22 protein-coding genes are annotated in these 20,178 nt (G+C 65.9%); 16 read left to right on the forward strand and 6 right to left on the reverse strand.

Translation table 11 applies throughout. From position 1 onward, the window contains the following. Positions 1-8: 8 nt before the first annotated feature. Entirely contained in the window at positions 9-923 is a 915-nt protein-coding gene (bla, locus tag J2X38_RS18845; RefSeq protein ID WP_310256252.1) for a subclass B3 metallo-beta-lactamase, read from the reverse strand. 212 nt (positions 924-1,135) lie between these two features. Between bla and J2X38_RS18850 the strand changes: the two genes are divergently transcribed. Both J2X38_RS18850 and J2X38_RS18855 read left to right on the forward strand, forming a co-directional pair. Further along, positions 1,136-2,020 (forward strand): LysR family transcriptional regulator, encoded by an 885-nt coding sequence (locus tag J2X38_RS18850; protein WP_310256255.1) that lies wholly within the window; start codon positions 1,136-1,138, stop codon positions 2,018-2,020. Positions 2,021-2,257: 237 nt separating this feature from the next. Beyond that, on the forward strand, positions 2,258-2,464 hold the full coding sequence (locus tag J2X38_RS18855; RefSeq protein WP_037518897.1) for a hypothetical protein: 207 nt from the start codon (positions 2,258-2,260) through the stop codon (positions 2,462-2,464). A 158-nt stretch (positions 2,465-2,622) separates the two neighbouring features. On the opposite strand, the gene J2X38_RS18860 is transcribed toward J2X38_RS18855, so the two are convergent. From J2X38_RS18860 to serB, 3 genes are all read right to left on the reverse strand, one after another. Continuing rightward, positions 2,623-2,973: a DUF2200 domain-containing protein gene (locus J2X38_RS18860; RefSeq protein ID WP_310256259.1), complete on the reverse strand. Its 351-nt coding sequence runs from the start codon at positions 2,971-2,973 to the stop codon at positions 2,623-2,625. Between the two features lie 149 nt (positions 2,974-3,122). Then, positions 3,123-3,416 (reverse strand): hypothetical protein, encoded by a 294-nt coding sequence (locus tag J2X38_RS18865; protein WP_310256261.1) that lies wholly within the window; start codon positions 3,414-3,416, stop codon positions 3,123-3,125. A gap of 51 nt (positions 3,417-3,467) precedes the next feature. Further along, positions 3,468-4,352, reverse strand: coding sequence for a phosphoserine phosphatase SerB (serB, locus tag J2X38_RS18870; RefSeq protein WP_137894115.1), 885 nt, complete (start codon positions 4,350-4,352; stop codon positions 3,468-3,470). On the opposite strand from serB, the gene miaA reads away from it, so the two are divergent. The 9 genes from miaA (at position 4,351) to J2X38_RS18915 (ending at position 13,793) form a co-directional block, all read left to right on the forward strand. Beyond that, positions 4,351-5,325 carry a tRNA (adenosine(37)-N6)-dimethylallyltransferase MiaA gene (gene miaA / locus J2X38_RS18875; protein WP_310256264.1) on the forward strand — a complete coding sequence of 325 codons (975 nt, stop codon included), beginning with the start codon at positions 4,351-4,353 and terminating at the stop codon, positions 5,323-5,325. The genes serB and miaA overlap by 2 nt on opposite strands. A gap of 75 nt (positions 5,326-5,400) precedes the next feature. After that, the gene (gene ilvB, locus J2X38_RS18880) at positions 5,401-7,155 is read left to right on the forward strand and encodes a biosynthetic-type acetolactate synthase large subunit (protein ID WP_310256266.1); all 1,755 of its coding nucleotides are present in this window, start codon (positions 5,401-5,403) and stop codon (positions 7,153-7,155) included. 4 nt (positions 7,156-7,159) lie between these two features. Beyond that, a complete protein-coding gene (ilvN, locus tag J2X38_RS18885; protein ID WP_167922884.1) occupies positions 7,160-7,678 on the forward strand; it encodes an acetolactate synthase small subunit in 519 nt (172 codons plus the stop codon). A 94-nt stretch (positions 7,679-7,772) separates the two neighbouring features. Next, entirely contained in the window at positions 7,773-8,813 is a 1,041-nt protein-coding gene (gene ilvC / locus J2X38_RS18890) for a ketol-acid reductoisomerase (RefSeq protein WP_056371067.1), read from the forward strand. Positions 8,814-8,852: 39 nt separating this feature from the next. Then, positions 8,853-9,461, forward strand: coding sequence for a DUF6151 family protein (locus tag J2X38_RS18895; protein ID WP_310256270.1), 609 nt, complete (start codon positions 8,853-8,855; stop codon positions 9,459-9,461). Positions 9,462-9,554: 93 nt separating this feature from the next. Continuing rightward, positions 9,555-10,691 (forward strand): 8-amino-7-oxononanoate synthase, encoded by a 1,137-nt coding sequence (locus J2X38_RS18900; RefSeq protein ID WP_310256272.1) that lies wholly within the window; start codon positions 9,555-9,557, stop codon positions 10,689-10,691. Beyond that, complete coding sequence (bioD, locus tag J2X38_RS18905; protein WP_310256275.1) at positions 10,688-11,296, forward strand: dethiobiotin synthase; 609 nt, start codon at positions 10,688-10,690, stop codon at positions 11,294-11,296. Before J2X38_RS18900 ends, bioD begins: the two co-directional genes overlap by 4 nt. A 106-nt stretch (positions 11,297-11,402) precedes the next feature. After that, a complete protein-coding gene (locus tag J2X38_RS18910) occupies positions 11,403-12,650 on the forward strand; it encodes an adenosylmethionine--8-amino-7-oxononanoate transaminase (RefSeq protein ID WP_310256277.1) in 1,248 nt (415 codons plus the stop codon). A 312-nt stretch (positions 12,651-12,962) separates the two neighbouring features. Next, on the forward strand, positions 12,963-13,793 hold the full coding sequence (locus J2X38_RS18915) for a 23S rRNA (adenine(2030)-N(6))-methyltransferase RlmJ (RefSeq protein ID WP_310256279.1): 831 nt from the start codon (positions 12,963-12,965) through the stop codon (positions 13,791-13,793). Positions 13,794-13,874: 81 nt separating this feature from the next. On the opposite strand, the gene J2X38_RS18920 is transcribed toward J2X38_RS18915, so the two are convergent. Then, the gene (locus tag J2X38_RS18920; RefSeq protein ID WP_310256281.1) at positions 13,875-14,195 is read right to left on the reverse strand and encodes a hypothetical protein; all 321 of its coding nucleotides are present in this window, start codon (positions 14,193-14,195) and stop codon (positions 13,875-13,877) included. Between the two features lie 381 nt (positions 14,196-14,576). Between J2X38_RS18920 and J2X38_RS18925 the strand changes: the two genes are divergently transcribed. Next, positions 14,577-14,990 carry a hypothetical protein gene (locus J2X38_RS18925; protein ID WP_056371080.1) on the forward strand — a complete coding sequence of 138 codons (414 nt, stop codon included), beginning with the start codon at positions 14,577-14,579 and terminating at the stop codon, positions 14,988-14,990. 212 nt (positions 14,991-15,202) lie between these two features. Here J2X38_RS18925 and J2X38_RS18930 read toward each other — a convergent pair whose 3' ends face one another. Then, positions 15,203-16,309 carry a helix-turn-helix transcriptional regulator gene (locus tag J2X38_RS18930; RefSeq protein ID WP_310256283.1) on the reverse strand — a complete coding sequence of 369 codons (1,107 nt, stop codon included), beginning with the start codon at positions 16,307-16,309 and terminating at the stop codon, positions 15,203-15,205. Between the two features lie 195 nt (positions 16,310-16,504). On the opposite strand from J2X38_RS18930, the gene J2X38_RS18935 reads away from it, so the two are divergent. From J2X38_RS18935 to leuA, 4 genes are all read left to right on the forward strand, one after another. Further along, complete coding sequence (locus J2X38_RS18935; protein WP_310256285.1) at positions 16,505-17,143, forward strand: YceI family protein; 639 nt, start codon at positions 16,505-16,507, stop codon at positions 17,141-17,143. Between the two features lie 85 nt (positions 17,144-17,228). Next, positions 17,229-17,582 carry a hypothetical protein gene (locus J2X38_RS18940; RefSeq protein WP_310256286.1) on the forward strand — a complete coding sequence of 118 codons (354 nt, stop codon included), beginning with the start codon at positions 17,229-17,231 and terminating at the stop codon, positions 17,580-17,582. A gap of 128 nt (positions 17,583-17,710) precedes the next feature. Then, positions 17,711-18,199, forward strand: a complete 489-nt coding sequence (locus J2X38_RS18945) for a rhodanese-like domain-containing protein (RefSeq protein WP_310256288.1) — start codon at positions 17,711-17,713, stop codon at positions 18,197-18,199. Between the two features lie 297 nt (positions 18,200-18,496). Next, positions 18,497-20,161, forward strand: a complete 1,665-nt coding sequence (gene leuA / locus J2X38_RS18950; protein ID WP_310256289.1) for a 2-isopropylmalate synthase — start codon at positions 18,497-18,499, stop codon at positions 20,159-20,161. Positions 20,162-20,178: the final 17 nt, after the last annotated feature.

Genomic DNA, 20,178 nt, shown 5'->3' on the forward strand with positions numbered 1-20,178 from the left:
CAGGCGGGTCAGGATCCGGCCGCTTCCTTCGCGAGACGCGCTGCCAGCGCCTTGCGCGACCGCTCGGCGTAAGCGCGGCACGCACCAGGCTGGTCATTATATCGTCCGCTCCCCGCATTGTCGGGGTGCGCGGAAATCAGGATATCGCATGCGAGCGCGTCCATCTTGCGATGACTCGCTTCGAACGCCTTCACGATCGGCGCGCTCGCCGGCGCAGTATAACGATAGTCGTCGGCCGACACCGGGTTGAGGCTCGATGCAAAGACGATCGTCTTGCACGCCTTCGCTTCGCACGCCCGCCAGCTCCAGCTCATGCTCCCCATCGTGTGCCCCGGCGTCGCCACCGCCGTGATCGCGGCCTTGCCCAGCTTCAGCACCTCGCCGTCCTTGACGACCCGCAGCCGCGTCACGGCGGGCCAGCTCCCGCCATAGGCGAGCTGCGGGTCGTCCGCCGCATGTTTGCCCGACCGCAGCCCCTCGGCGCCGCGCGCGCTCGCAACCACCGTCGCGCCGGTGTCGCGCGCCAGCGCGGCGATTCCGCCGGCGTGATCGAAATGCGGTTCGGTGCTCAGAATATATTTGATGTCTTTGGGGTCGAACCCCAGCGCGCGGACATTGGCGAGGATCGCGGGCGCCGCCTGCGGCAGCGCGCCGTCGACCAGCACCAGCCCGTCGCCGGTATCGATCAGCGCGACGCTCAGCCCGCCGAAGCCGACGAGATAACTCGCCCCGAAAATCTTCTCAGGTCTGGCGGGCGCCAGCCATTCGGCCGCCCGCGAGGCCGCAATCGGCCGCGTCAACGGGTCGTCCGCGCCCGGCGCCACCCCGCCCGCCACCATCTGCGCCTTCGCCTCCTGGACGAGCGGCAACGGCACATGGCTCACACCCGCAAGCCAGGCGGCAATTGTCATCATCGCGATCATATCTGTCTCCCTTCCCCGCCGGGATGCCGCGCTCGGGCGCCGCCCACAAAGCATGATTTCTCGACAAAGCCATGAGAATTTTTCATACATTTCTCCCAAAGCTTTCGTCACCCCGGACTTGATCCGGGGTCCACTCGCGCCGCCGTCGGGCCATGGATCCCGGATCAAGTCCGGGATGACGAGGCAGGCCATATCACAATACAGGAAGCCCAATGGACCGCGCCCAACTCCCCCTCAACGCCCTCCGCGCCTTCGAGGCCGCGGCGCGCCACCTCAACTTCACCCGCGCCGCGATCGAACTCTGCGTCAGCCAGGGCGCGGTCAGCCATCAGGTCGCGCAGCTCGAACGCCGTCTCGGCACGCGCCTCTTCCACCGCCTGCCGCGCGGCCTCGCGCTCACCGACGAAGGGCATGCGCTCGTCCCCGTCGTCGCCGATGCCTTCGACCGCGTCGCCGCGACGCTCGACCAATATGCGGGCGGCCGCTTCCGTGAGGCGCTCAAGGTCGGCGTCGTTGGCACCTTCGCGACCGGCTGGCTGCTCCCGCGCCTCGACGCCTTCGCGCGCCTGCACCCCGCGATTGACCTCCGCATCTCGACGAACAACAACCGCGTCGATCTCGCGGGTGAGGCGCTCGACTATGCGATCCGCTTCGGCGACGGCGCGTGGCACGGCACGCATGCCGAGCCTTTGCTCGCCGCGCCGATGGCGCCGGTCTGCGCCCCCACGATCGCCGCGCGCCTCAAGACCCCCGCCGACCTGATCCACGAACGCCTGCTGCGCTCGTACCGCGCCGACGAATGGGCGCTCTGGTTCGCCGCCGCGGGCGTTCCGGTCCCCGTGCTGCGGGGCCCCGTCTTCGACAGCTCGGCCTTGATGGCGACCGCGGCGGCGGCAGGTCAGGGCGTCGCGCTCGCGCCCCCCGCAATGTTCACCCGCGAACTCGCCGCCGAGCTACTCGTCCAGCCCTTCGCGGTCACGATCGACGCCGGCCGCTACTGGCTCACCCGCCTGATGTCGCGCCCCGAAAACGACGCGATGCTGCGATTCCGCGGCTGGCTGACCGATGAAATGGCGACAGGGGAAATTTCCGCCTGAATGGCCATAGGAATGTCCGCTTTGGGGTGGTGAGCTGTCGCTGCTTCCTTTTCCTTCGTCATCCCGGACTTGATCCGGGATCCCGCTTTTTTGAGGCACGACTGGCTTCGACATCAAGCGGGACCCCGGATCAAGTCCGGGGTGACGATGATTGATAGGTCAGCTACCGGCCATAACCAGACCCACCATCCACTTCAGCTCTGGACAGAGGTGCCGCCCCGCCGCTACCCGGCCGCCATGGGTATCACCGCAACAATCATGAACACCGCCACCGGCCAGCCGATCCAGAAAATGACCTTCGGCCGCATGCCGAAACCATGGGCCAGCTTCAACCTCGCAACCGGCGAACTCGTCACCGCCGAGCGGATCGACGTGGGCAAACCCGAACCCGGCAAATTCGCCGCGACGGTTCATGTGTGGGTCAAGGTCAAGGCGAAGGACTGACGCCAATCCTGCCGGCGCCGCGGCCGCTTCCAACCGCCGCGCCGACGCCAATTTCCGCACCAGTGTTGACGACGTAAACATCGATCGCATTTGAACGACAGAAATGTTGACATTGTTAATATTGACAGGAGAAACCGCGATCACGTCATCGTTCGTGATCAGCTCCGCAAGATCTTCTCCATCTTCTTGCCCCGGGCGAGTTCGTCGATCAGCTTGTCGAGATAGCGGATCTCCTTCATCAACGGCTCTTCGATATTTTCGACCCGGACGCCGCAAATCACCCCGGTGATCAGCTCGCGCGCCGGGTTCAGCTTCGGCGCCGCGCCAAAGAAATCCTCGAAATTCGTCCCCTTGGCGAACTCGGCCTCGAGCGCTTTCTGGTCATATCCGGTCAGCCAGCGGAAGATCTCGTCGACCTCTCCCTTGGTGCGCCCCTTCTTCTCGGCCTTGGCGATATAATGCGGATAAACGCTCGCGACGCTGATCGAATAGATGCGGTGCTTCGTCATAGGCCCTCCACATCGGACACCATAACCATCGCCCTTCTCTTCGTCATCCCGGACTTGATCCGGGATCCAGACGACGGCTTAGTTCATGGATGCCGGATCAAGTCCGGCATGACGAGGAGCATGTCCGCTTCGGGGCAGTTTGCGGTCGTTCAGGCCGGGTAAAGTCTCGAAGGGTCGAGGCGGGCTTTCTCAGCCGATGGGGCATCAAAATATACGGCGAACCCGATCGTATTAACACCAGCCCAAGCATCTGTAATCAACTCGCCAAGGGTTCCCGCCTCTAGCTCCTCAAAGTCCACCTCTTCGCTTGTTCCGGCGAAGAAGAAATCGATCCGGATATGCTTGCCAGCTTCGTCATAGTTGGCCGTTGCGGCTTCAAGCCCAGAGAGGCGATGAAAGGCAAAGCGACCGCGCATGGCCGACAATATTTCAGAGGGAATCATTGAGCATGCTTACTTGTCTTGAGGAACTTTCGTTAGCCGCCGCTACCAGCCCTACCCCAGCACCCAGCTCCGCCGCGGATAGCCCTGCGCCCACAGCAACGCCGTCAAATCATGATGCCGGATCACCGCTGCCGCCGCCTCGCCCGCCGCGGGATGCGGATAATAGCCGATCCCCAGCCCCGCCGAGGTGATCATCGGAATGTCGTTCGCGCCGTCGCCGACCGCCAGCGTCTCGGCGAGCGGAAGCCCATGCTTCGCCGCCTCGGCCTTCAGCGTCTCCAGTTTCGTTTTGCTGTCGACGATCGGCTCGCGCACCTTGCCGGTCAGCTTGCCGCCCGCGATCTCCAGCTCGTTCGCGACGACCTTGTCGAACCCGATCGCCTCGCCCACCGGGCCGGCAAAGGCGGTGAAGCCGCCCGAGATCAGGATCGAGTGCGCGCCATGCGCCTTCATCGTCTGCACCAAGGTGCGCGCGCCGCGCGTCAGCCGCACGCGCTCCATGCGGCAATCGACCAAAGTCGTCTCGGGCATCCCCGCGAGCAGGCCGACGCGCTCCTCCAGCGCGGCGCGGAAATCGAGTTCGCCGCGCATCGCGCGCTCGGTGATCGCCGCGATCTGCGGCTTCAGCCCCGCATAATCGGCGAGTTCGTCGATGCATTCGACGGTGATCATCGTCGAATCCATGTCGGCGATGATCAGCTTCTTCGTCCGGTCACCCAGCGGCTGGACGACGATGTCGAGCGAGCCATGGTCCATCAGCGCCAGTTCCTTGCGCGCGCTCACCAGGCTGCCGTGGAATACGATGTCGGCCGCGTCATGCTCGTCGATCCAGTGCGGCGCGCCGACATCGTGCCCCGTCGCGGCGAGCCGGTCGATCCCCTCGCGAACCACCTCGTCGGTCAGCTTTCCTGCTGCTATCAGCGTCGCGACGAACATGGCATCTCCTTCTTTCTCGACCGCCAGTGCGCGGCCTCCCGTGGCACTTATCGCCGGACCCACCGCCAGCGGCAAGAGCGCTTTGGCGGTCGCGCTCGCAAAATCTCTTTGCGGGACAGGCCGGGACGCGCTCGTCGTCAACGCCGACGCGAGCCAGGTCTATGCCGACCTTCGCATTCTCTCGGCGCGGCCGACGGGCGAAGAGATGGAGGGCATAGACCACCGCCTCTTCGGCCACATCGACGCCGCCGACGCGCATAATGCCGTGCGCTGGGCGGACGAGGCACGCGGCGTGATCGCGGAGGCGCATGCCACGGGGCGAATTCCCATCCTCGTCGGGGGCACCGGCCTCCACATGCGCACCTTGCTCCACGGCATCGCGCCCGTGCCCGAGATCGCCCCCGACATTCGCGAGGCCGTCCGCGCACTCCCGGTCGCCGACGCCCATGCTGCACTGGTTGCCGCCGACCCCGACGCCGCCGCGCGCCTCAACCCTGCCGACACCACCCGCGTCGCGCGCGCACTCGAAGTCGTGCGCTCGACCGGCCGCACCCTCACCGACTGGCAGCAAGCAATTGCGGGCGGCATCGGGGGCGAGATCGCGCTCGCCCCGCTGGTCCTCCTGCCCCCGCGCGACTGGCTGCGCGATCGCTGCGACGCGCGCCTCGTCCAGATGTTCGACCATGGCGCGGTCGAAGAGGCCAAAGCCCTGCTCGCACGCGGTCTCGACCCCGACCTCCCCGCCATGCGCGCGATCGGCGTGCCGCAGATTGCCGGCCACCTCGGCGGCGACATCACCCGCGCCGAAGCGCTCGGCCTTACACAAGCCGCGACCCGCCAATATGCAAAGCGCCAATATACGTGGTTCCGCAACCAGCCGCCCGCCAACTGGCCGCGCCACACCGAGTCATTAAACATCGATTCTATCAAGGAATTAGCAATAATATTACGTGATAAGCTGTTGACAGGTTAGAATCATACACCTATTGCCCGCACCCTGTTGCAGCGCACAAGGCGCTGCCTTTTTGTGTCTGGAAGGAGTTTCGTCGTGACGGAAATGAGTGGTGCCGACATGGTGGTTCAGGCGCTGGTCGACCTCGGGGTCGATACGGTGTTCGGCTATCCGGGCGGCGCGGTCCTTCCCATCTATGACGCGCTCTACAAACACCCCACGATCCAGCACATTCTCGTCCGCCACGAACAGGCGGCGACGCACGCGGCGGAGGGCTATGCGCGCTCGACCGGCAAGCCGGGTGTCGTGCTCGTCACCTCGGGTCCCGGCGCGACCAACGCCGTCACCGGCATCACCGACGCGTTGCTCGATTCGATCCCGATGGTCGTGCTGACGGGTCAGGTGTCGACCGCGCTGATCGGCACCGACGCGTTCCAGGAATGCGACACCGTCGGAATCACGCGCCACTGCACCAAGCATAATTATCTGGTGATGGACCCCGACCGCCTCGGCCCGATCATGCACGAGGCGTTCCACATCGCGACGCACGGCCGCCCCGGCCCCGTCGTGATCGACATCCCCAAAAATGTGCAGGTCGCGACCGGCCAATATGTGATCCCCGAAAAGATCGCGCACAAAAGCTATCGCCCGCAGGTCGAACCCGACGCCGACGCGATCGCTGCCGCCGTCGCGATGATCGCCGCGGCCGAACGCCCGATCTTCTACACCGGCGGCGGCGTGATCAACGCCGGTCCCGACGCCAGCGCGGCGCTGCGCCAGCTCGTGGCGCTCACCGGCGCGCCGGTCACCTCGACCTTGATGGGCCTCGGCGCCTTCCCGTCGGACGACGAGAAGTGGCTCGGCATGCTCGGCATGCACGGCACTTACGAGGCCAATATGGCGATGAACCGCGCCGACCTGATCATCGCGGTCGGCGCGCGCTTCGACGATCGCGTGACGGGGCGCCTCGACGCCTTCTCGCCCGATTCGAAGAAGATCCACATCGACATCGACCGCAGCTCGATCAACAAGATCGTCCCCGTCGACCTCGCGATCGTCGGCGATGCCGGCCGCGCGCTCGATGCGATCATCGCGGGCTGGCAGGCGGCGGGGCACAACGGCCGCGACCTGGGCGAATGGTGGCGCCGCGTCGACGGCTGGCGCGCGACGCGCTGCCTCGACTTCCCCGAAAAGAAGGACGCGAGCGCCGAAATCATGCCGCAGCGCGCGGTGAAGGCTTTGTTCGACGCAACGCGCGGGCTCGACCCGATCATCACGACCGAGGTTGGCCAGCATCAGATGTGGGCGGCGCAGCATTTCGGCTTCGCCGCCCCCAACCGCTGGCTCACCAGCGGCGGGCTCGGCACGATGGGTTATGGCTTCCCCGCTGCGGTCGGCGCGCAGATCGCGCACCCCGACCGCCTCGTCATCTGCATCGCGGGCGAAGCCTCGCTCCAGATGAACATCCAGGAAATGGGCACGGTCAGCCAGTACCGCCTGCCGGTGAAGATCTTCATCCTCAATAATGAATGGATGGGGATGGTCCGCCAGTGGCAGGAACTGACCTATGAAAGCCGCTATTCGAACAGCTATTCGGACAGCCTGCCCGATTTCGTGAAGCTCGCCGACGCTTATGGCTGGACGGGCCTGCGCATCGACAATCTCGGGCAACTCGAGGACGGCATCAAGAAGATGATCGAGACCCCGGGTCCGGTGATCGTCGACTGCCGCGTCGCGCAGCTCGCCAACTGCTTCCCGATGATCCCTTCGGGCGCCGCGCACACCGAAATGCTCCTCCAGCCGAGCGACGTCACCGGCACGATGGACGACGAAGCTAAGGCACTGGTGTAATCACATGAAAATCAAAACCGAAGCCGGCGAGCGCCACGTGCTCGCCATCACCGTCGACAACGAAGCCGGGGTGCTCGCCAAGATCACCGGGCTGTTCACCGCGCGCGGCTATAATATCGAAAGCCTGACCGTGGCCGATATTACCGCCGACCACGCGCTGTCGCGCATCACCATCGTCACCTCGGGTCCGCCGCCGATCATCGACCAGATCATCGCGCAGCTCGACCGGCTCGTCCCCGTGCACAAGGTCATCGACCTCAACGACGCGGGCGAAGCGCATGTCGAGCGCGAAATCGCGCTCGTGAAGGTCGCGGGCACCGGCGACAAGCGGATCGAGGCGCTGCGCATGGCCGACGTCTTCCGCGCCAAGGTCGTCGACACGACGCTCACCAGCTTCATCTTCGAAATCACCGGTAACAGCGACAAGGTCGACCGCTTCATCGCGCTGATGCGCGAATGCGGGCTGGTCGAGGTCGGCCGCACCGGCGTCGTCGCCATCGCCCGCGGGTCGGAGGCGCTCTAAAGCACTGTTAACATCGGGTTCCGGCGCAGGCCGGCGCCCACTCTCCACATCAAATCACCCCCTCGCGGGGCCACAGGACTAGAAGGGTTTTCCAATGCAGGTTTATTACGATCGCGACGCCGACCAGGATCTGATCAAGGGCAAGAAGGTCGCCGTCGTCGGCTATGGCAGCCAGGGTCACGCCCACGCGCAGAACATGCGCGACAGCGGCGTCAAGGACGTCGCGATCGCGCTCCGCCCGGGTTCGGCTACCGCCAAAAAGGCCGAGGCTGCGGGCTTCAAGGTGCTTTCGAACAAGGAAGCCGCCGAATGGGCCGACGTGATCATGATCGCCGCCCCCGACGAGCATCAGGCAAAAATCTACGCCGACGACATCGGCCCGAACATGAAGCCCGGCGCCGCGCTCGCCTTCGCCCATGGCCTCAACATCCACTTCGGCCTGATCGACGCGCGCCCTGACATCGACGTCTTCATGGTCGCCCCCAAGGGCCCCGGCCACACCGTGCGCAGCGAATATCAGAAGGGCGGCGGCGTCCCCTGTCTGATCGCGGTTGCGCAGGAAGCACAGGGTGCAGGTTCGTCGGGTAACGGCTTCGCCAAGGCGCTCGCGCTCAGCTACGCGAGCGCTGTCGGCGGCGGCCGCAGCGGCATCATCGAAACGACCTTCAAGGAAGAGTGCGAAACCGACCTCTTCGGCGAACAGGCTGTGCTCTGCGGCGGCATCACCCACCTGATCCAGGCGGGTTTCGAAACGCTCGTCGAGGCCGGCTACGCCCCCGAAATGGCCTATTTCGAATGTCTCCACGAAACCAAGCTGATCGTCGACCTTCTCTATGAAGGCGGCATCGCGAACATGCGCTATTCGATCTCGAACACCGCCGAATATGGCGACATCAAGACCGGCCCGCGCATCATCACCGACGAAACCAAGGCCGAAATGAAGCGTGTCCTCGCCGACATCCAGTCGGGCCGCTTCGTGAAGGACTTCGTGCTCGACAACCAGGCCGGCCAGCCCGAACTGAAGGCGAGCCGCAAGGCCGCCGCCGCGCATCAGCTCGAAAAGACCGGCGCTGAACTGCGCGCGATGATGCCGTGGATCGCCAAGAACCAGCTCGTCGACAAGTCGAAGAACTGATCGCTTCCCCAGTCGCGGGCGAGGAGCTAGGGCCGGATCATGCCATCCGATCTCTCCTTCGCCTGCGACTGCGGAACCGTTACCGGAACGATGCGCGTCACCTCCGGCGAGGGCGACCATGTCGTCTGCCACTGCACCGATTGCCAGGACCTCACGCACCATCTCGGCCACGCGCAGTTGCTCGACGCGCACGGCGGCACGCCGCTCTATCAGACGCGCTGCGCGCGCATGCACCTCGACACCGGCCGCGAGCGCCTCGCCTGTCTCCACCTGACCGACGCGCCGACGCTGCGCTGGTATGCGGCCTGCTGTCGCACGCCGTTGTTCAACACATTCAAGAACGGCAAACTCCCCTTCGTCACCGTCCTGCTTGCCGCCTGCGATCCCGCGGCGCGCGAGCAGGTCTTCGGGCCGCCCCGCGGCCATCTCTTCACGCAGGACGCGATCGGCGACGCCAGCCAGCTACCCAAAATGAGCATGTTCACCTTGATGCGGCGCTTTTTCACACGCGCGATCAAGGACATCGTCTCGGGCGACCGTCGGAAAGCCGCGCTTTTCGACGCAAAAACGCTCGAACCGATCGCTATCCCGTACCGGCTGACCGGCGAAGAACGGCAGGCGCTAGAAGGCGGCAGCCGCACAGACTGAAAAACTTCGTCTTCCCCGCGAAAGCGGGGACCCAGCGAGCCAGCGTTGCTACTGGGTTCCCGCTTTCGCGGGAATGACGAGAGAAGGAAGAAGATGGTGACCTCCCCTTTTACCGCCCACCACGCCGATCTCGCGGCGCTCGCGCACGACAGCCGCCGCCGCTCGCTCGCACCGCGCGCCGGCCGCGATTTCGCGTCGAACGACTATCTCGGCCTCGCCGATAGCGAAGCGCTCCGCACCGCCCTCGCCGCCGGCATCGAACGCGGCCTTCCTGCGGGCTCGGGCGGCTCGCGCCTGCTCCGCGGCAATCACGCCGAGCATGAAGCGCTCGAAGCCCACGCCGCGCGCCATTATGGCAGCGAAGCCGCGCTCTTCTTCCCCACCGGTTTCGCCGCCAACGCCGCGCTGTTCGCGGCGCTCCCCCAGCGCGGCGACCTCGTCGTCCACGACGAACTCATCCACGCGAGCGCGCACGACGGGATGAAGCTCGGCCGCGCCGGCACCATCGCCGCCGCCCACAATGACGCGCAGGCGTTCGAAGACATCATTACCCGCTGGCGCGCCGGCGGCGGCGCCGGAACCCCATGGATCGCGGTCGAAAGCCTCTACAGCATGGACGGCGACCGCGCGCCGCTCGCCGATCTCGCTGCCGTCGCCGACCGCCACGACGCCATACTCGTGGTCGACGAAGCGCACGCAACCGGCGTGTTCGGCCCCGGGGGCACCGGCCTCGCACACGGCCTCGCGCGCCGCGACAATTTGATCACCCTCCACACCTGCGGCAAGGCCTTGGGCGCCGAGGGTGCGCTGCTCTGTGCCCCCGCAGTCGCGACCGACTTCATCGTCAACCGCGGCCGCCCCTTCATCTTCTCGACCGCGCCCTCGCCCTTGATGGCGTGGCTCGTCCGGCAGGCGATCGAGATCGTCGCGAACGAGCCCGAACGGCAGGCGCGCCTCCACGCCCTCGTCCGCCACGCCGCCGAACGCCTCGTCCCGCTCGGCATCCCCGCGAGCGGCACGCAGATCCTGCCCGTGATCATCGGCGACAACGATCGCACGATGCGCATCGCGGGAAGCCTGCAGGGCGCCGGCTTCGACATCCGCGGCATCCGCCCGCCGACGGTGGCGCAGGGAACCGCGCGTCTCCGCATCGCGATCACGCTCAATGTTGACGAAGATAACATAGACGATATGGCCGACGCGCTGGCGCAGGCGATGGCCGCGGCATGACGCGCTTCGTCGTCACCGGCACCGATACCGGTATCGGAAAAACCATCTTTTCTGCCGCTTTGGCACAGGCCGCCGGCACGCCTTACTGGAAACCGATCCAGTCGGGTCTCGAAGAAGAGACCGACAGCGAGGCCGTCGCGCGCCTCGCGGGTGTGGCGATCCACCCCGAAGCGTACCGCCTCGTCACCCCCGCCTCACCGCATCGCGCCGCCGAAATTGACGACGTTAACATCGAGCTCGAAACGCTGACCCCGCCCCCCGGCAACCTCATCGTCGAGGGAGCCGGCGGCGCGCTCGTTCCGGTGACGCGCACCACCCTCTACGCCGACCTCTTCGCGCGCTGGCAGATCCCCGTCATCGTCTGCGCACGCACCGCGCTCGGCACGATCAACCACAGCCTGCTCACGATCGAGGCGCTCCGCGCGCGCGGCGTCCCGATCCACGGCCTCGCCTTCCTTGGCGACGCGGTGGAGGACAGCGAGGCGATCATATCCGACATCGCGGGCGTTCGCCGCCTGGGCCGCCTGCCGATCATCGATCCGCTGACCAGCGAAACGCTCGCCGCCGCATTCAGCGCGAACTTCGACCTCGCGGACTTCCTCTAATTTTCGTCACCCCCGCGAAGGCGGGGGTCCCGCTTTTTCTTTGCATCGTTCGCGACTAAGCGGGATTCCCGCCTTCGCGGGAATGACGAAAGAGAATGGTTCCCACATGACCTCCCCCATCTGGCACCCCTTCACCCAGCACGGCCTCGGCGACCCCATCCCGCTGATTTCGCACGCCAAAGACGCCAAACTCTACGCCGCCGACGGCCAAAGCTGGATCGACGCCATCTCCTCATGGTGGGTCACCACCCACGGCCACGCGCACCCGCGCATCATGGCCGCGATCCGCGCCCAGACCGAAAAGCTCGACCAGCTCATCTTCGCCGGCTGGACGCACGAGCCCGCCGAAAGCCTCGCCGCCGAGCTGATCCGCATCACCCCCGATCCGCTTACGCGCGTCTTCTTCTCGGACTCGGGCTCGACCAGCGTCGAGGTCGCGCTCAAAATGGCGCTCGGCTACTGGTTCAACATCGGCGAGCCGCGCAGCCGCATCCTCGTCCTCGAGCATAGCTATCATGGCGACACGATCGGCACGATGTCGGTCGGCGAGCGCGGCGTCTACAACCGCGCCTGGCAGCCGCTACTCTTCGACGTCGACACCATCCCCTTCCCCCACGAACGCCGCGAACAGGCGGCGCTCGACGCGCTCGAAGCCGCCTGCGCACAAAAACCCGCCGCCTTCATCGTCGAACCGCTGATCCTCGGCGCGGGCGGCATGCTCATCTATCCCGCATGGGTGCTCGCCGAGATGCGCGCGATCTGCGCGCGCCACGGCGTCCTCTTCATCGCCGACGAGGTGATGACCGGCTGGGGCCGCACCGGCACGCGCTTCGCCTGCGATCAGGCAGGCGTGATCCCCGACATCGTCTGCCTCTCGAAAGGCCTGACCGGCGGCGCGCTGCCGCTCGCGGTCACCCTCTGCATCGAGCCGATCTTCGAGGCGCATTTCTCGACCGACCGCGCCAAGACCTTCTATCATTCGTCGAGCTACACCGCGAACCCGATCGCCTGCGCCGCCGCGAATGCGAACCTCGAAATCTGGCGCGACGAACCCGTCCAGCAACGCATCGACACCCTCGCCGATGCGCAGGCCGCGCACCTCTCGCTGCTCAGCCACGACCCGCGCGCCCAAAACCCGCGCCGCCTCGGCACCATCGCCGCGCTCGACATCGTCGTCCCCGACGCGGGCTATCTCTCGAACCTCGCCCCGCGCCTGATCGCCTTCACCCGCGACCACGGCGTCCTCCTCCGCCCGCTCGGCAACACGCTCTACGTGATGCCGCCCTATTGCATCACCGCGGACGAACTGACGCAGGTGTGGGGTGCGATCAGCGCCTCGCTCGGCGCCATATAGGGCAGTGGCGGGAAACGACCAATCCAAGTCATTCGACATCGGGCGGGTGCAGGTCCGCTACTGACGGACGCGGAGTCGAAGCGCCGCAGTTCTGATAATGCGACATTATATGAATGTTTGGCCGACATCAGACGACCGGACGCTTCGCGGCAAAGCCAATCGCATCCGGCTCGTTGAGGCCTTGTGCAGAATGCTTTGAAGGTTTCCGCCCGATTCTATACGGGCACCGGATTGGTTGCTTCCATCGCCTCGCGTTCGGCTTCCGCGCCCAGCCGTTGGTATAGAGGCAGATCGCCAGGATTTTGAATTACAATGAATTATCGCCATTCCTTCCATGCTGGCAACAGCGCCGATGTCGTAAAGCACAGTCTGCTGATCGCCCTTGTGCGGGCGTTGCAGCTCAAAGAGAGCGCGCTCACCCTGATCGACACCCATGCCGGGTGCGGGCTGTACGACCTTGGAGGCGAGGAGGCGAGGCGCACCGGTGAGGCTACACAAGGCGTAGTGCGCGCCTTTGCCGACACGAACCCCTTGCTGGACGACTATCGCGCCGCCGTACAGGCGGTAAATGCCGGGGAAGAGCCGCGCCTCTACCCCGGATCGCCGCGCTTCTTGGCGCAGCTTCTGCGGCCGCAGGATTTTCTGATCCTGAACGAGAAGCATCCCGACGACGCCTATGCCCTGCGCGGCGCAATGCGCGGCACATCCGCCGCCGTGCATCAGCGCGACGCCTACGAGCTTTGGCTGGCGATGCTGCCGCCCCGCACCGCGCGCGGCGTGGTGGTGGTCGACCCGCCGTACGAGCAGACCGATGAACGCGCACAGATTACCGCCACCCTCGCCGCCGCGCACCGCAAATGGGCGCATGGCGTGACGGTGATCTGGTATCCGCTGAAGGACCGCGCCACGCATGTGCGGTGGAAGGCGCAGCTACGCAAGCTCGGCATCCCGAAATTTCTGGTGGTGGAGCATTGGTTGTACGATCGCGATCAGCCCGACATCTATAACGGCGCGGGCCTTTTTATCGTCAACCCGCCCTACGCTTTCACGCAGGCGCTGCCGCCTCTGCTGGAAGCCCTGCGCGCCGCGCTGGCGCCGGAGGGGCATAGGGGAGCGATCACAACCGATTGGTTGGGCGATTAAAATAAACCCTCATCTTCCCCTTCTCCCAAAGGAGGAATTGCCGCGCTTCAGGCTGGATGCCAGTGCTCCAGACGATTGCGCCTAGTCGCCGTTGGCATCGACCATGAAGACTATCGGCTTGCCGCGAGAAGCCGGGTCCCATCCTGCCGACAATGCCGCCCGCACCCCTCGCAGGGCTATCGCGTCGTTGATGTGCGAACGCCCTTTCGGCAATCCCTTCAACAGGCGCTTTGGCGTCGGAAATTCCAGCACGGCTTCGCGTGGCATATCTCTCTGGCGCAGGGCGACCCTCATGCCCCTCCAGCCTTCGGAAGAGGACAGTTGGGGCTCGCTCAGGAGTTCCCAGTCATATTTGACACCATCGATTTGGACGGTGCCGCCGTGGCCGTGCATGTGAAGCATAGGATGCCCTTAGCATGTTAGGCGCGGCGCTCCAGTCGGTTCACATCAAAGATCGGCTGCCGGAAGGTTTACCGGCCAAGACAGCCGCTCCGCGGCGACGATATCGACCGGAAGTTGCCATCCTTCTCCCTTCCCGCTTGCGGGAGGGGTCGGGGGGCATGCAGCGTTGCAAAGGCCCACCCCGCTGCGACGAACTACCGGAACGGGGTCTGGTTTTCCATTTTCGAGACACCATCTGAGTAACATCGGCCCCGCGCCGGGCCGCCGCATTCCCGTTCCCGCCGAAAGCGCAATGGGTTAGGCCGGGCGAGTTCGGCTTAGGTTCATCTTCGCGCATCAATCTGCGCCGCGGGGATACGGGGTCTGGGAACGCGATCGATAATGAAGAAAACAGCCGGCCTCCTCCTCCCCCTCTTCGCGGCACTCGCCTTCGCCGCGCCCGCACTGGCGCAGAATGACAGCTCGCTCGCGCAATCGGGCGAGCCGCCGCAGCGCACCTCGGTCCTCTACACCTATGGCGACGAACCCTGCCCCGAACCCAAAGGCGACGAGATCGTCGTCTGCGCGCAGCAGCCCGAGACCGAACGCTACCGCGTGCCCAAGGAATTGCGCGAAGAGTTGAAGGAAGATGTTCCCGCCGGCGGCGGCAGCTGGGCCTCGGCCGTCGACGGCTATACCAATGGCGCCGCGGCAGCGAGCCGCCCGAACAGCTGCTCGCCCGTCGGCAGCTACGGTTTCACCGGCTGCGCCGCCGCGGCGATGCGCGAATGGTTCGAGGCACGCCGCGCGCCCTAGGGCCAGGCCCCTGACCCTCCGCTCGTCGCATATACCCCGAACGGGGTATGACACTCGCGACAGATCGATGATACCCGCCGCGGATCAACGGCTTGCCTCGGCCTGCCGGTGGATGATGGAGGGCACGGCGTTGCACGGCAATGACGGCGCCCGGCCTGAGGGGGGATATCGGCGGCTCGCGACCCGCCGCCGGTATCTTCCGGTCCGTTCCTTTAGCGCAGCAACCGGTTCACCAGCGCCGTCAGTTCGGCCTCGCGGGCGACGTCGCTCTTGCGCAGGATCGACTTGATCTGCGTGCCCAGCGTTTGCGTGCTCGTGCCGCGCCCCGCCGCGATATCCTCGCGCGCCTCGCCATTCGCCAGGCGCAGCGCGATCTCGGCCTCGGCTTCGGTCAGGCCCAGCGCCGCGCGCAGCGGCACGATCCGCATCGCGGGAATATCCGCGGCGCGCCGCGCGACCACCAGCACGCGCGGGTCGAATCCGAAATCCCATTCGCGCCGCGGCAGGCGGAAGAGTTCGCACAATAACCCGTCCTCGCCCTCCTGCGGCGACCCGATCCAGTGCTGCTGCATCGCCTCCCCGTTCAGCGCGCGTGTCAGCGCCGCCTGCAACGCCGTATCGGCATCGCGGCGCGCGGCGCCCAGCCGGCCGCGGCGCAGGCGCAGCGCCCCGTCCGCACCGTCGCCGACAATCGCCTCGGCCGCCCCCGACAGCGCCGCAACCGCGCCGTGGCGGTCGACCAGAAAGGCCGCGACATCGATCGCGTCGAACGCGCCGACGGTCATCGCGGCGCCGCGCTGCGCCATCGCCTGCTGCATGCGGACCGCCGCCAGCGCATAGGTTGCGCCCGCGGCGAACAGCTTGCGGTCGCGCTGCCCGGTGCGGCCGTCGCGCTCGGACCGCAGCGCCGCCAGCCCGACGAGCAGCCCCTCGCCCTCGACCAGCACGGTCTGGCAGCCGTGGACGCCGTCCCACTTACGGATATGCTCCTCATAATCGTCGGTGCCGCTGTGCTGGCGCGCGATGTCGTAATGCGCCTCGCTCAATATCTCGAGCGGGCGGCCGCTCGCGGCGACGCGCCAGTTGACCTCGGGCCGCCATCCCTCGATTTCCACGAATTCGCGCTGATAGGCGGGGTCGATATCGGGCATGAAGTTGAACAAAGTCGCGTCGTCGCCCAGCCCCAGCAATTGCGCGCGCGACGAACCGGTCCGCCGCGCGAACAGACGCAACGCCGCGTTCCAGCCGTCCGCTTCGAACGGCGCCGCCAGAAAGGCATTTTCAACCTCGCCCGCTTCGCGGGCGAACAAGCTATCCATCGACGTCGGCCCCCCAGCCTTCGTGCCCAGCTTTCGTAGCTTACCGCATTGCAGCATGAAAGCGGGCGCGGCACAAGCGCCTTGCGGTGATGCGCAGCCGCAACCCAAATCGCAACGCTGCGTTTCCGTGGGGCTTATTGACGCCGTCCCTCGCCTTCGCCTAGCTTCGCGCCGTCCTCAACAGGAGACTTTCTCATGCGTCGCATCGTCCCCCTCGCCGCCCTCGCACTCGCCGTCGTCGCCACCCCGATCGTCCTCGCGCAGGGCGGTTCCGCCCCCGGCGCACCCGACAAGACGCGCGTCACCGCGGGCACCTACGCCGCCGACGCCGGCCACACGATGGTCGTGTGGGAAGTCGATCACCTCGGCTTCAGCAAATATACCGGCATCTTCGGCGACGTGACCGGCACGCTCGTCATCGACCCCAAGAATCTCGCCGCGGCTAAGGTCGACGTCACGATCCCCGTGGCAAAGGTCACCACCGCCAGCGCCGGCCTGACCAGCCACCTGCTGCGCGCCGGCAAGGACGGCGGCAAGCCCGACTTCTTCGGCGCCGCCCCCGCCGACGCCAAATTCGTCTCGACCAGCGTCGTGCTCGACAGCGACGGCGACGAGGCCAAGGTCACCGGCAATCTGACGCTCAACGGCGTGACCAAGCCCGTCACGCTCGACGTCGACTTCCACGGCGCGGGCATGGGCATGAACAAGAAGGAAACCATCGGTTTCCAGGCCGAAACCACGATCAAGCGCAGCGATTTCGGCATCAACATGGGCATTCCCTACGTCAGCGACGCGGTCGAACTCGAAATCCACGCGGCGTTCGAAAAGCAGTAAGCTCACGCTAATCTGTCACACGCGCTGCGTATGAACGGGGCGGGACCAGCGATGGTCCCGCCCCTTTTCGTACAGGAGCCATGTGATGAGCGAACTGGTACGCGAAATTGTCGAAGTGAACGCCTCGATCGACGGCGACGAGGAAAATCCGCTGCTCGTCGTCGAGGTCGAGGGTCTTGCCCCCACCATCGGCTGGGCGAATATCCGGCTCGACCCGCATGTCTACATCACCCCGCCCGACGACGGCGTGCAGGATTTCGACCTCGTCGGCGATCGCCCGGCGGACGCCGCCGAAGTGCTTTCGGAAGTCGAGGCCGCATGGGAAGGCCCGCTTCTGGACTGGTGCATCGGCGTGCGCATCCACGCGGTCGACAATCTGATCGAGGACGAGGTTTTCGAACCGTGGGACGAAGACGACGACGAGAGCGAAGCCGCTTGACGCTCGCCCCGCCACCACCCCCTGCACTGCGCCGGGCCGCAAGATCCCTTGCGGCCCGGCGACATTTTCGGTTCATCGCAGAGCCAGCAACCGCGGCGTAGCCTCCCCATATTCAAGGGAGGATCACCATGCGCACCCTGCTTCTCGCTCTCGCCCTCACCGCCGCCACCCCCGCGCTGGCGCAAGCGAACCCGCAAATCGATTATCCCGCCTTCCAGGCGCTCACCGCCAGCGTCGCCCCGGCGCGCACGACGCGCCTCATCGCCTTCGACGCCTTCAAGGCCGAGGCCGCAAAGCCCGGCACCCTCCTCCTCGACGCGCGCTCGAAGGACGCCTTCGCGCGCGGCCATATCAAGGGCGCGGTCAACCTGCCGCTCACCGACTTCACCGCCGAGAGCCTCGCCGCGGTGATCGGCGCCAGCCCCGATCGTCCCATCCTCATCTATTGCAACAATAATTTCTCGAACCACCGCAGCCCCGTGCCGCTCAAATCGGCGGCGCTCGCGCTCAATATCCAGACCTTCATCAACCTCGTCGGCTATGGTTATCCCAACGTCCGCGAGCTCGCCGACGTCGTCGATTTCACCGATCCGAAGGTCGAATGGGTGACGGGCTGAGCCCGCCGCCGTTCTTCACTCGTCACCCCCGCGAAGGCGGGGGTCCCGCTTTTACCGCAATAGCGGGATCCCCGCCTTCGCGGGGATGACGAAGGAGGCGCAATCACGCAATTTTCACACTCCCCCCTTGCCAAACGCGACATTTTGAACCAATAGCCTCCCCATGCGCGGCAACGCCCTTCTTCTTCTGCGACTTACACGCCCTTGGGCGTGACACTGGCTGCGCGCTAGTCGCGGCCACCCGCTCAAGGGTCCGATCGACACAGCATCGCAACCACCAGAAGAAGTCCAAACATCATGACCATGCTCCGCGACCCCTCGGTCAAGTACAGCACCTTTCCGCAGATTCCCTTGACGAACCGCGAATGGCCCGCCCGCGTCACCACCAAGGCGCCGATCTGGCTCTCCACCGACATGCGCGACGGCAATCAGGCGCTGATCGACCCGATGGATGCCGAGAAAAAGGCGCGCTTCTTCGACCTGCTCGTCCGCATCGGCCTGAAAGAGATCGAAGTCGGCTTCCCCAGCGCCGGCGCGACCGAGTTCGACTTCATCTCCGGCCTCGTCAAATCGGGCCGCATCCCCGAAGACGTCACCCCGCAGGTGCTGACGCAAAGCCGCGCCGACCTCATCCGCACCAGCTTCGACAGCCTCGCGGGCGCAAAGACCGCGATCGTCCATGTCTATAACGCGGTCAGCCCCGCGTGGCGCAAGATCGTCTTCGGCATGGAAATGGCCGAGATCAAGCAGATCGCGATCGAGGGCGCAAAGCAGCTCCGCGACAACGCCGCGCGTCTGCCGCAGACGAACTGGCGCTTCGAGTACAGCCCCGAAACCTTCTCGACCGCCGAAATCGATTTCAGCATCGAGGTGTGCGCCGCGGTGATGGACATCCTCCAGCCCACCACCGAAAACCCGATCATCCTCAACCTCCCCGCGACGGTCGAGGCGGCGACGCCCAACATCTACGCCGACCAGATCGAATATTTCGGCAAGAATCTGCCCGGCCGCGACAAGGCGATCATCTCGCTGCACACGCACAACGACCGCGGCACCGGCGTCGCGGCGGCCGAGCTCGGCCTGCTCGCGGGCGCCGACCGCGTCGAGGGCTGCCTGTTCGGCAATGGCGAGCGCACCGGCAACACCTGCCTCGTCACCATCGCGCTCAACATGTACACGCAGGGCGTCGACCCCGAACTCGACTTCTCGAACATCGACGAGGTCATCCAGACGGTCGAATATTGCAACCAGCTCCCCGTCCACCCGCGCCACCCCTATGGCGGCGAGCTCGTCTACACGGCGTTCTCGGGCAGCCATCAGGACGCGATCAAGAAAGGCTTCGCCGCGCGCGAGCGCCAGAATGACGAGCGCTGGGAAGTCCCCTACCTGCCCATCGACCCCGCCGACCTCGGCCGCAGCTATGAAGCGGTGATCCGCGTCAACAGCCAGTCGGGCAAGGGCGGCGTCGCATGGGTGCTCGAACAGGACAAGGGGCTGAAACTGCCCAAGAAAATGCAGGCGAGCTTCAGCCATGTCGTGCAGGCACTCGCCGACGAGACGAGCCGCGAACTCGGCGCCGAGGACATCTGGGGCGCCTTCGACCACGCCTATCTGGTTACCGAGGGCAAGCGCTTCCAGCTCGTCGACTGGTCGGAAAGCCATGCGGGCACCGACCGCATCTTCGCCGGGAAACTCACCATCGACGGCACGCCGCGCAGCGTCAGCGGCCGCGGCAACGGCCTGATGAGCAGCGTCATCGCCGCGCTCGCCGAGTCAGGCGGCCCGATCATGGACATCGTCGACTATAGCGAGCACGCGATCGGCCAGGGCAGCAATGTGCAGGCCGCGGCGTACGTGGAGTGCCGCACCGCCGACGGGAAGAGCCTGTTCGGCTGCGGACTCGATACCGACGTCGCGACGGCGAGCGTGCGGGCGATCCTTTCAGCCGCCAACGGCGCGTAAGGCCGCCGCCCCTCCAC

Origin of the sequence: Sphingopyxis sp. BE235 (assembly GCF_031457175.1) — a bacterium.
Classification (GTDB): Bacteria; Pseudomonadota; Alphaproteobacteria; order Sphingomonadales; family Sphingomonadaceae; genus Sphingopyxis.

Coding starts and splice junctions, on each gene's coding strand:
- J2X38_RS18860 (WP_310256259.1), bottom strand. CDS start 2,973: ATGACGAAGCACCGCATCTATTCGATCAGCGTCGCGAGCGTTTATCCG.
- J2X38_RS18920 (WP_310256281.1), bottom strand. CDS start 14,195: ATGCTTCACATGCACGGCCACGGCGGCACCGTCCAAATCGATGGTGTC.
- ilvN (WP_167922884.1), top strand. CDS start 7,160: ATGAAAATCAAAACCGAAGCCGGCGAGCGCCACGTGCTCGCCATCACC.
- bioD (WP_310256275.1), top strand. CDS start 10,688: ATGACGCGCTTCGTCGTCACCGGCACCGATACCGGTATCGGAAAAACC.
- leuA (WP_310256289.1), top strand. CDS start 18,497: ATGACCATGCTCCGCGACCCCTCGGTCAAGTACAGCACCTTTCCGCAG.
- J2X38_RS18910 (WP_310256277.1), top strand. CDS start 11,403: ATGACCTCCCCCATCTGGCACCCCTTCACCCAGCACGGCCTCGGCGAC.
- bla (WP_310256252.1), bottom strand. CDS start 923: ATGATCGCGATGATGACAATTGCCGCCTGGCTTGCGGGTGTGAGCCAT.
- J2X38_RS18940 (WP_310256286.1), top strand. CDS start 17,229: ATGAGCGAACTGGTACGCGAAATTGTCGAAGTGAACGCCTCGATCGAC.
- J2X38_RS18935 (WP_310256285.1), top strand. CDS start 16,505: ATGCGTCGCATCGTCCCCCTCGCCGCCCTCGCACTCGCCGTCGTCGCC.
- J2X38_RS18930 (WP_310256283.1), bottom strand. CDS start 16,309: ATGGATAGCTTGTTCGCCCGCGAAGCGGGCGAGGTTGAAAATGCCTTT.
- J2X38_RS18900 (WP_310256272.1), top strand. CDS start 9,555: ATGGTGACCTCCCCTTTTACCGCCCACCACGCCGATCTCGCGGCGCTC.
- J2X38_RS18915 (WP_310256279.1), top strand. CDS start 12,963: ATGAATTATCGCCATTCCTTCCATGCTGGCAACAGCGCCGATGTCGTA.
- ilvC (WP_056371067.1), top strand. CDS start 7,773: ATGCAGGTTTATTACGATCGCGACGCCGACCAGGATCTGATCAAGGGC.
- J2X38_RS18925 (WP_056371080.1), top strand. CDS start 14,577: ATGAAGAAAACAGCCGGCCTCCTCCTCCCCCTCTTCGCGGCACTCGCC.
- serB (WP_137894115.1), bottom strand. CDS start 4,352: ATGTTCGTCGCGACGCTGATAGCAGCAGGAAAGCTGACCGACGAGGTG.
- J2X38_RS18945 (WP_310256288.1), top strand. CDS start 17,711: ATGCGCACCCTGCTTCTCGCTCTCGCCCTCACCGCCGCCACCCCCGCG.
- J2X38_RS18850 (WP_310256255.1), top strand. CDS start 1,136: ATGGACCGCGCCCAACTCCCCCTCAACGCCCTCCGCGCCTTCGAGGCC.
- J2X38_RS18895 (WP_310256270.1), top strand. CDS start 8,853: ATGCCATCCGATCTCTCCTTCGCCTGCGACTGCGGAACCGTTACCGGA.
- J2X38_RS18865 (WP_310256261.1), bottom strand. CDS start 3,416: ATGATTCCCTCTGAAATATTGTCGGCCATGCGCGGTCGCTTTGCCTTT.
- J2X38_RS18855 (WP_037518897.1), top strand. CDS start 2,258: ATGGGTATCACCGCAACAATCATGAACACCGCCACCGGCCAGCCGATC.
- miaA (WP_310256264.1), top strand. CDS start 4,351: ATGGCATCTCCTTCTTTCTCGACCGCCAGTGCGCGGCCTCCCGTGGCA.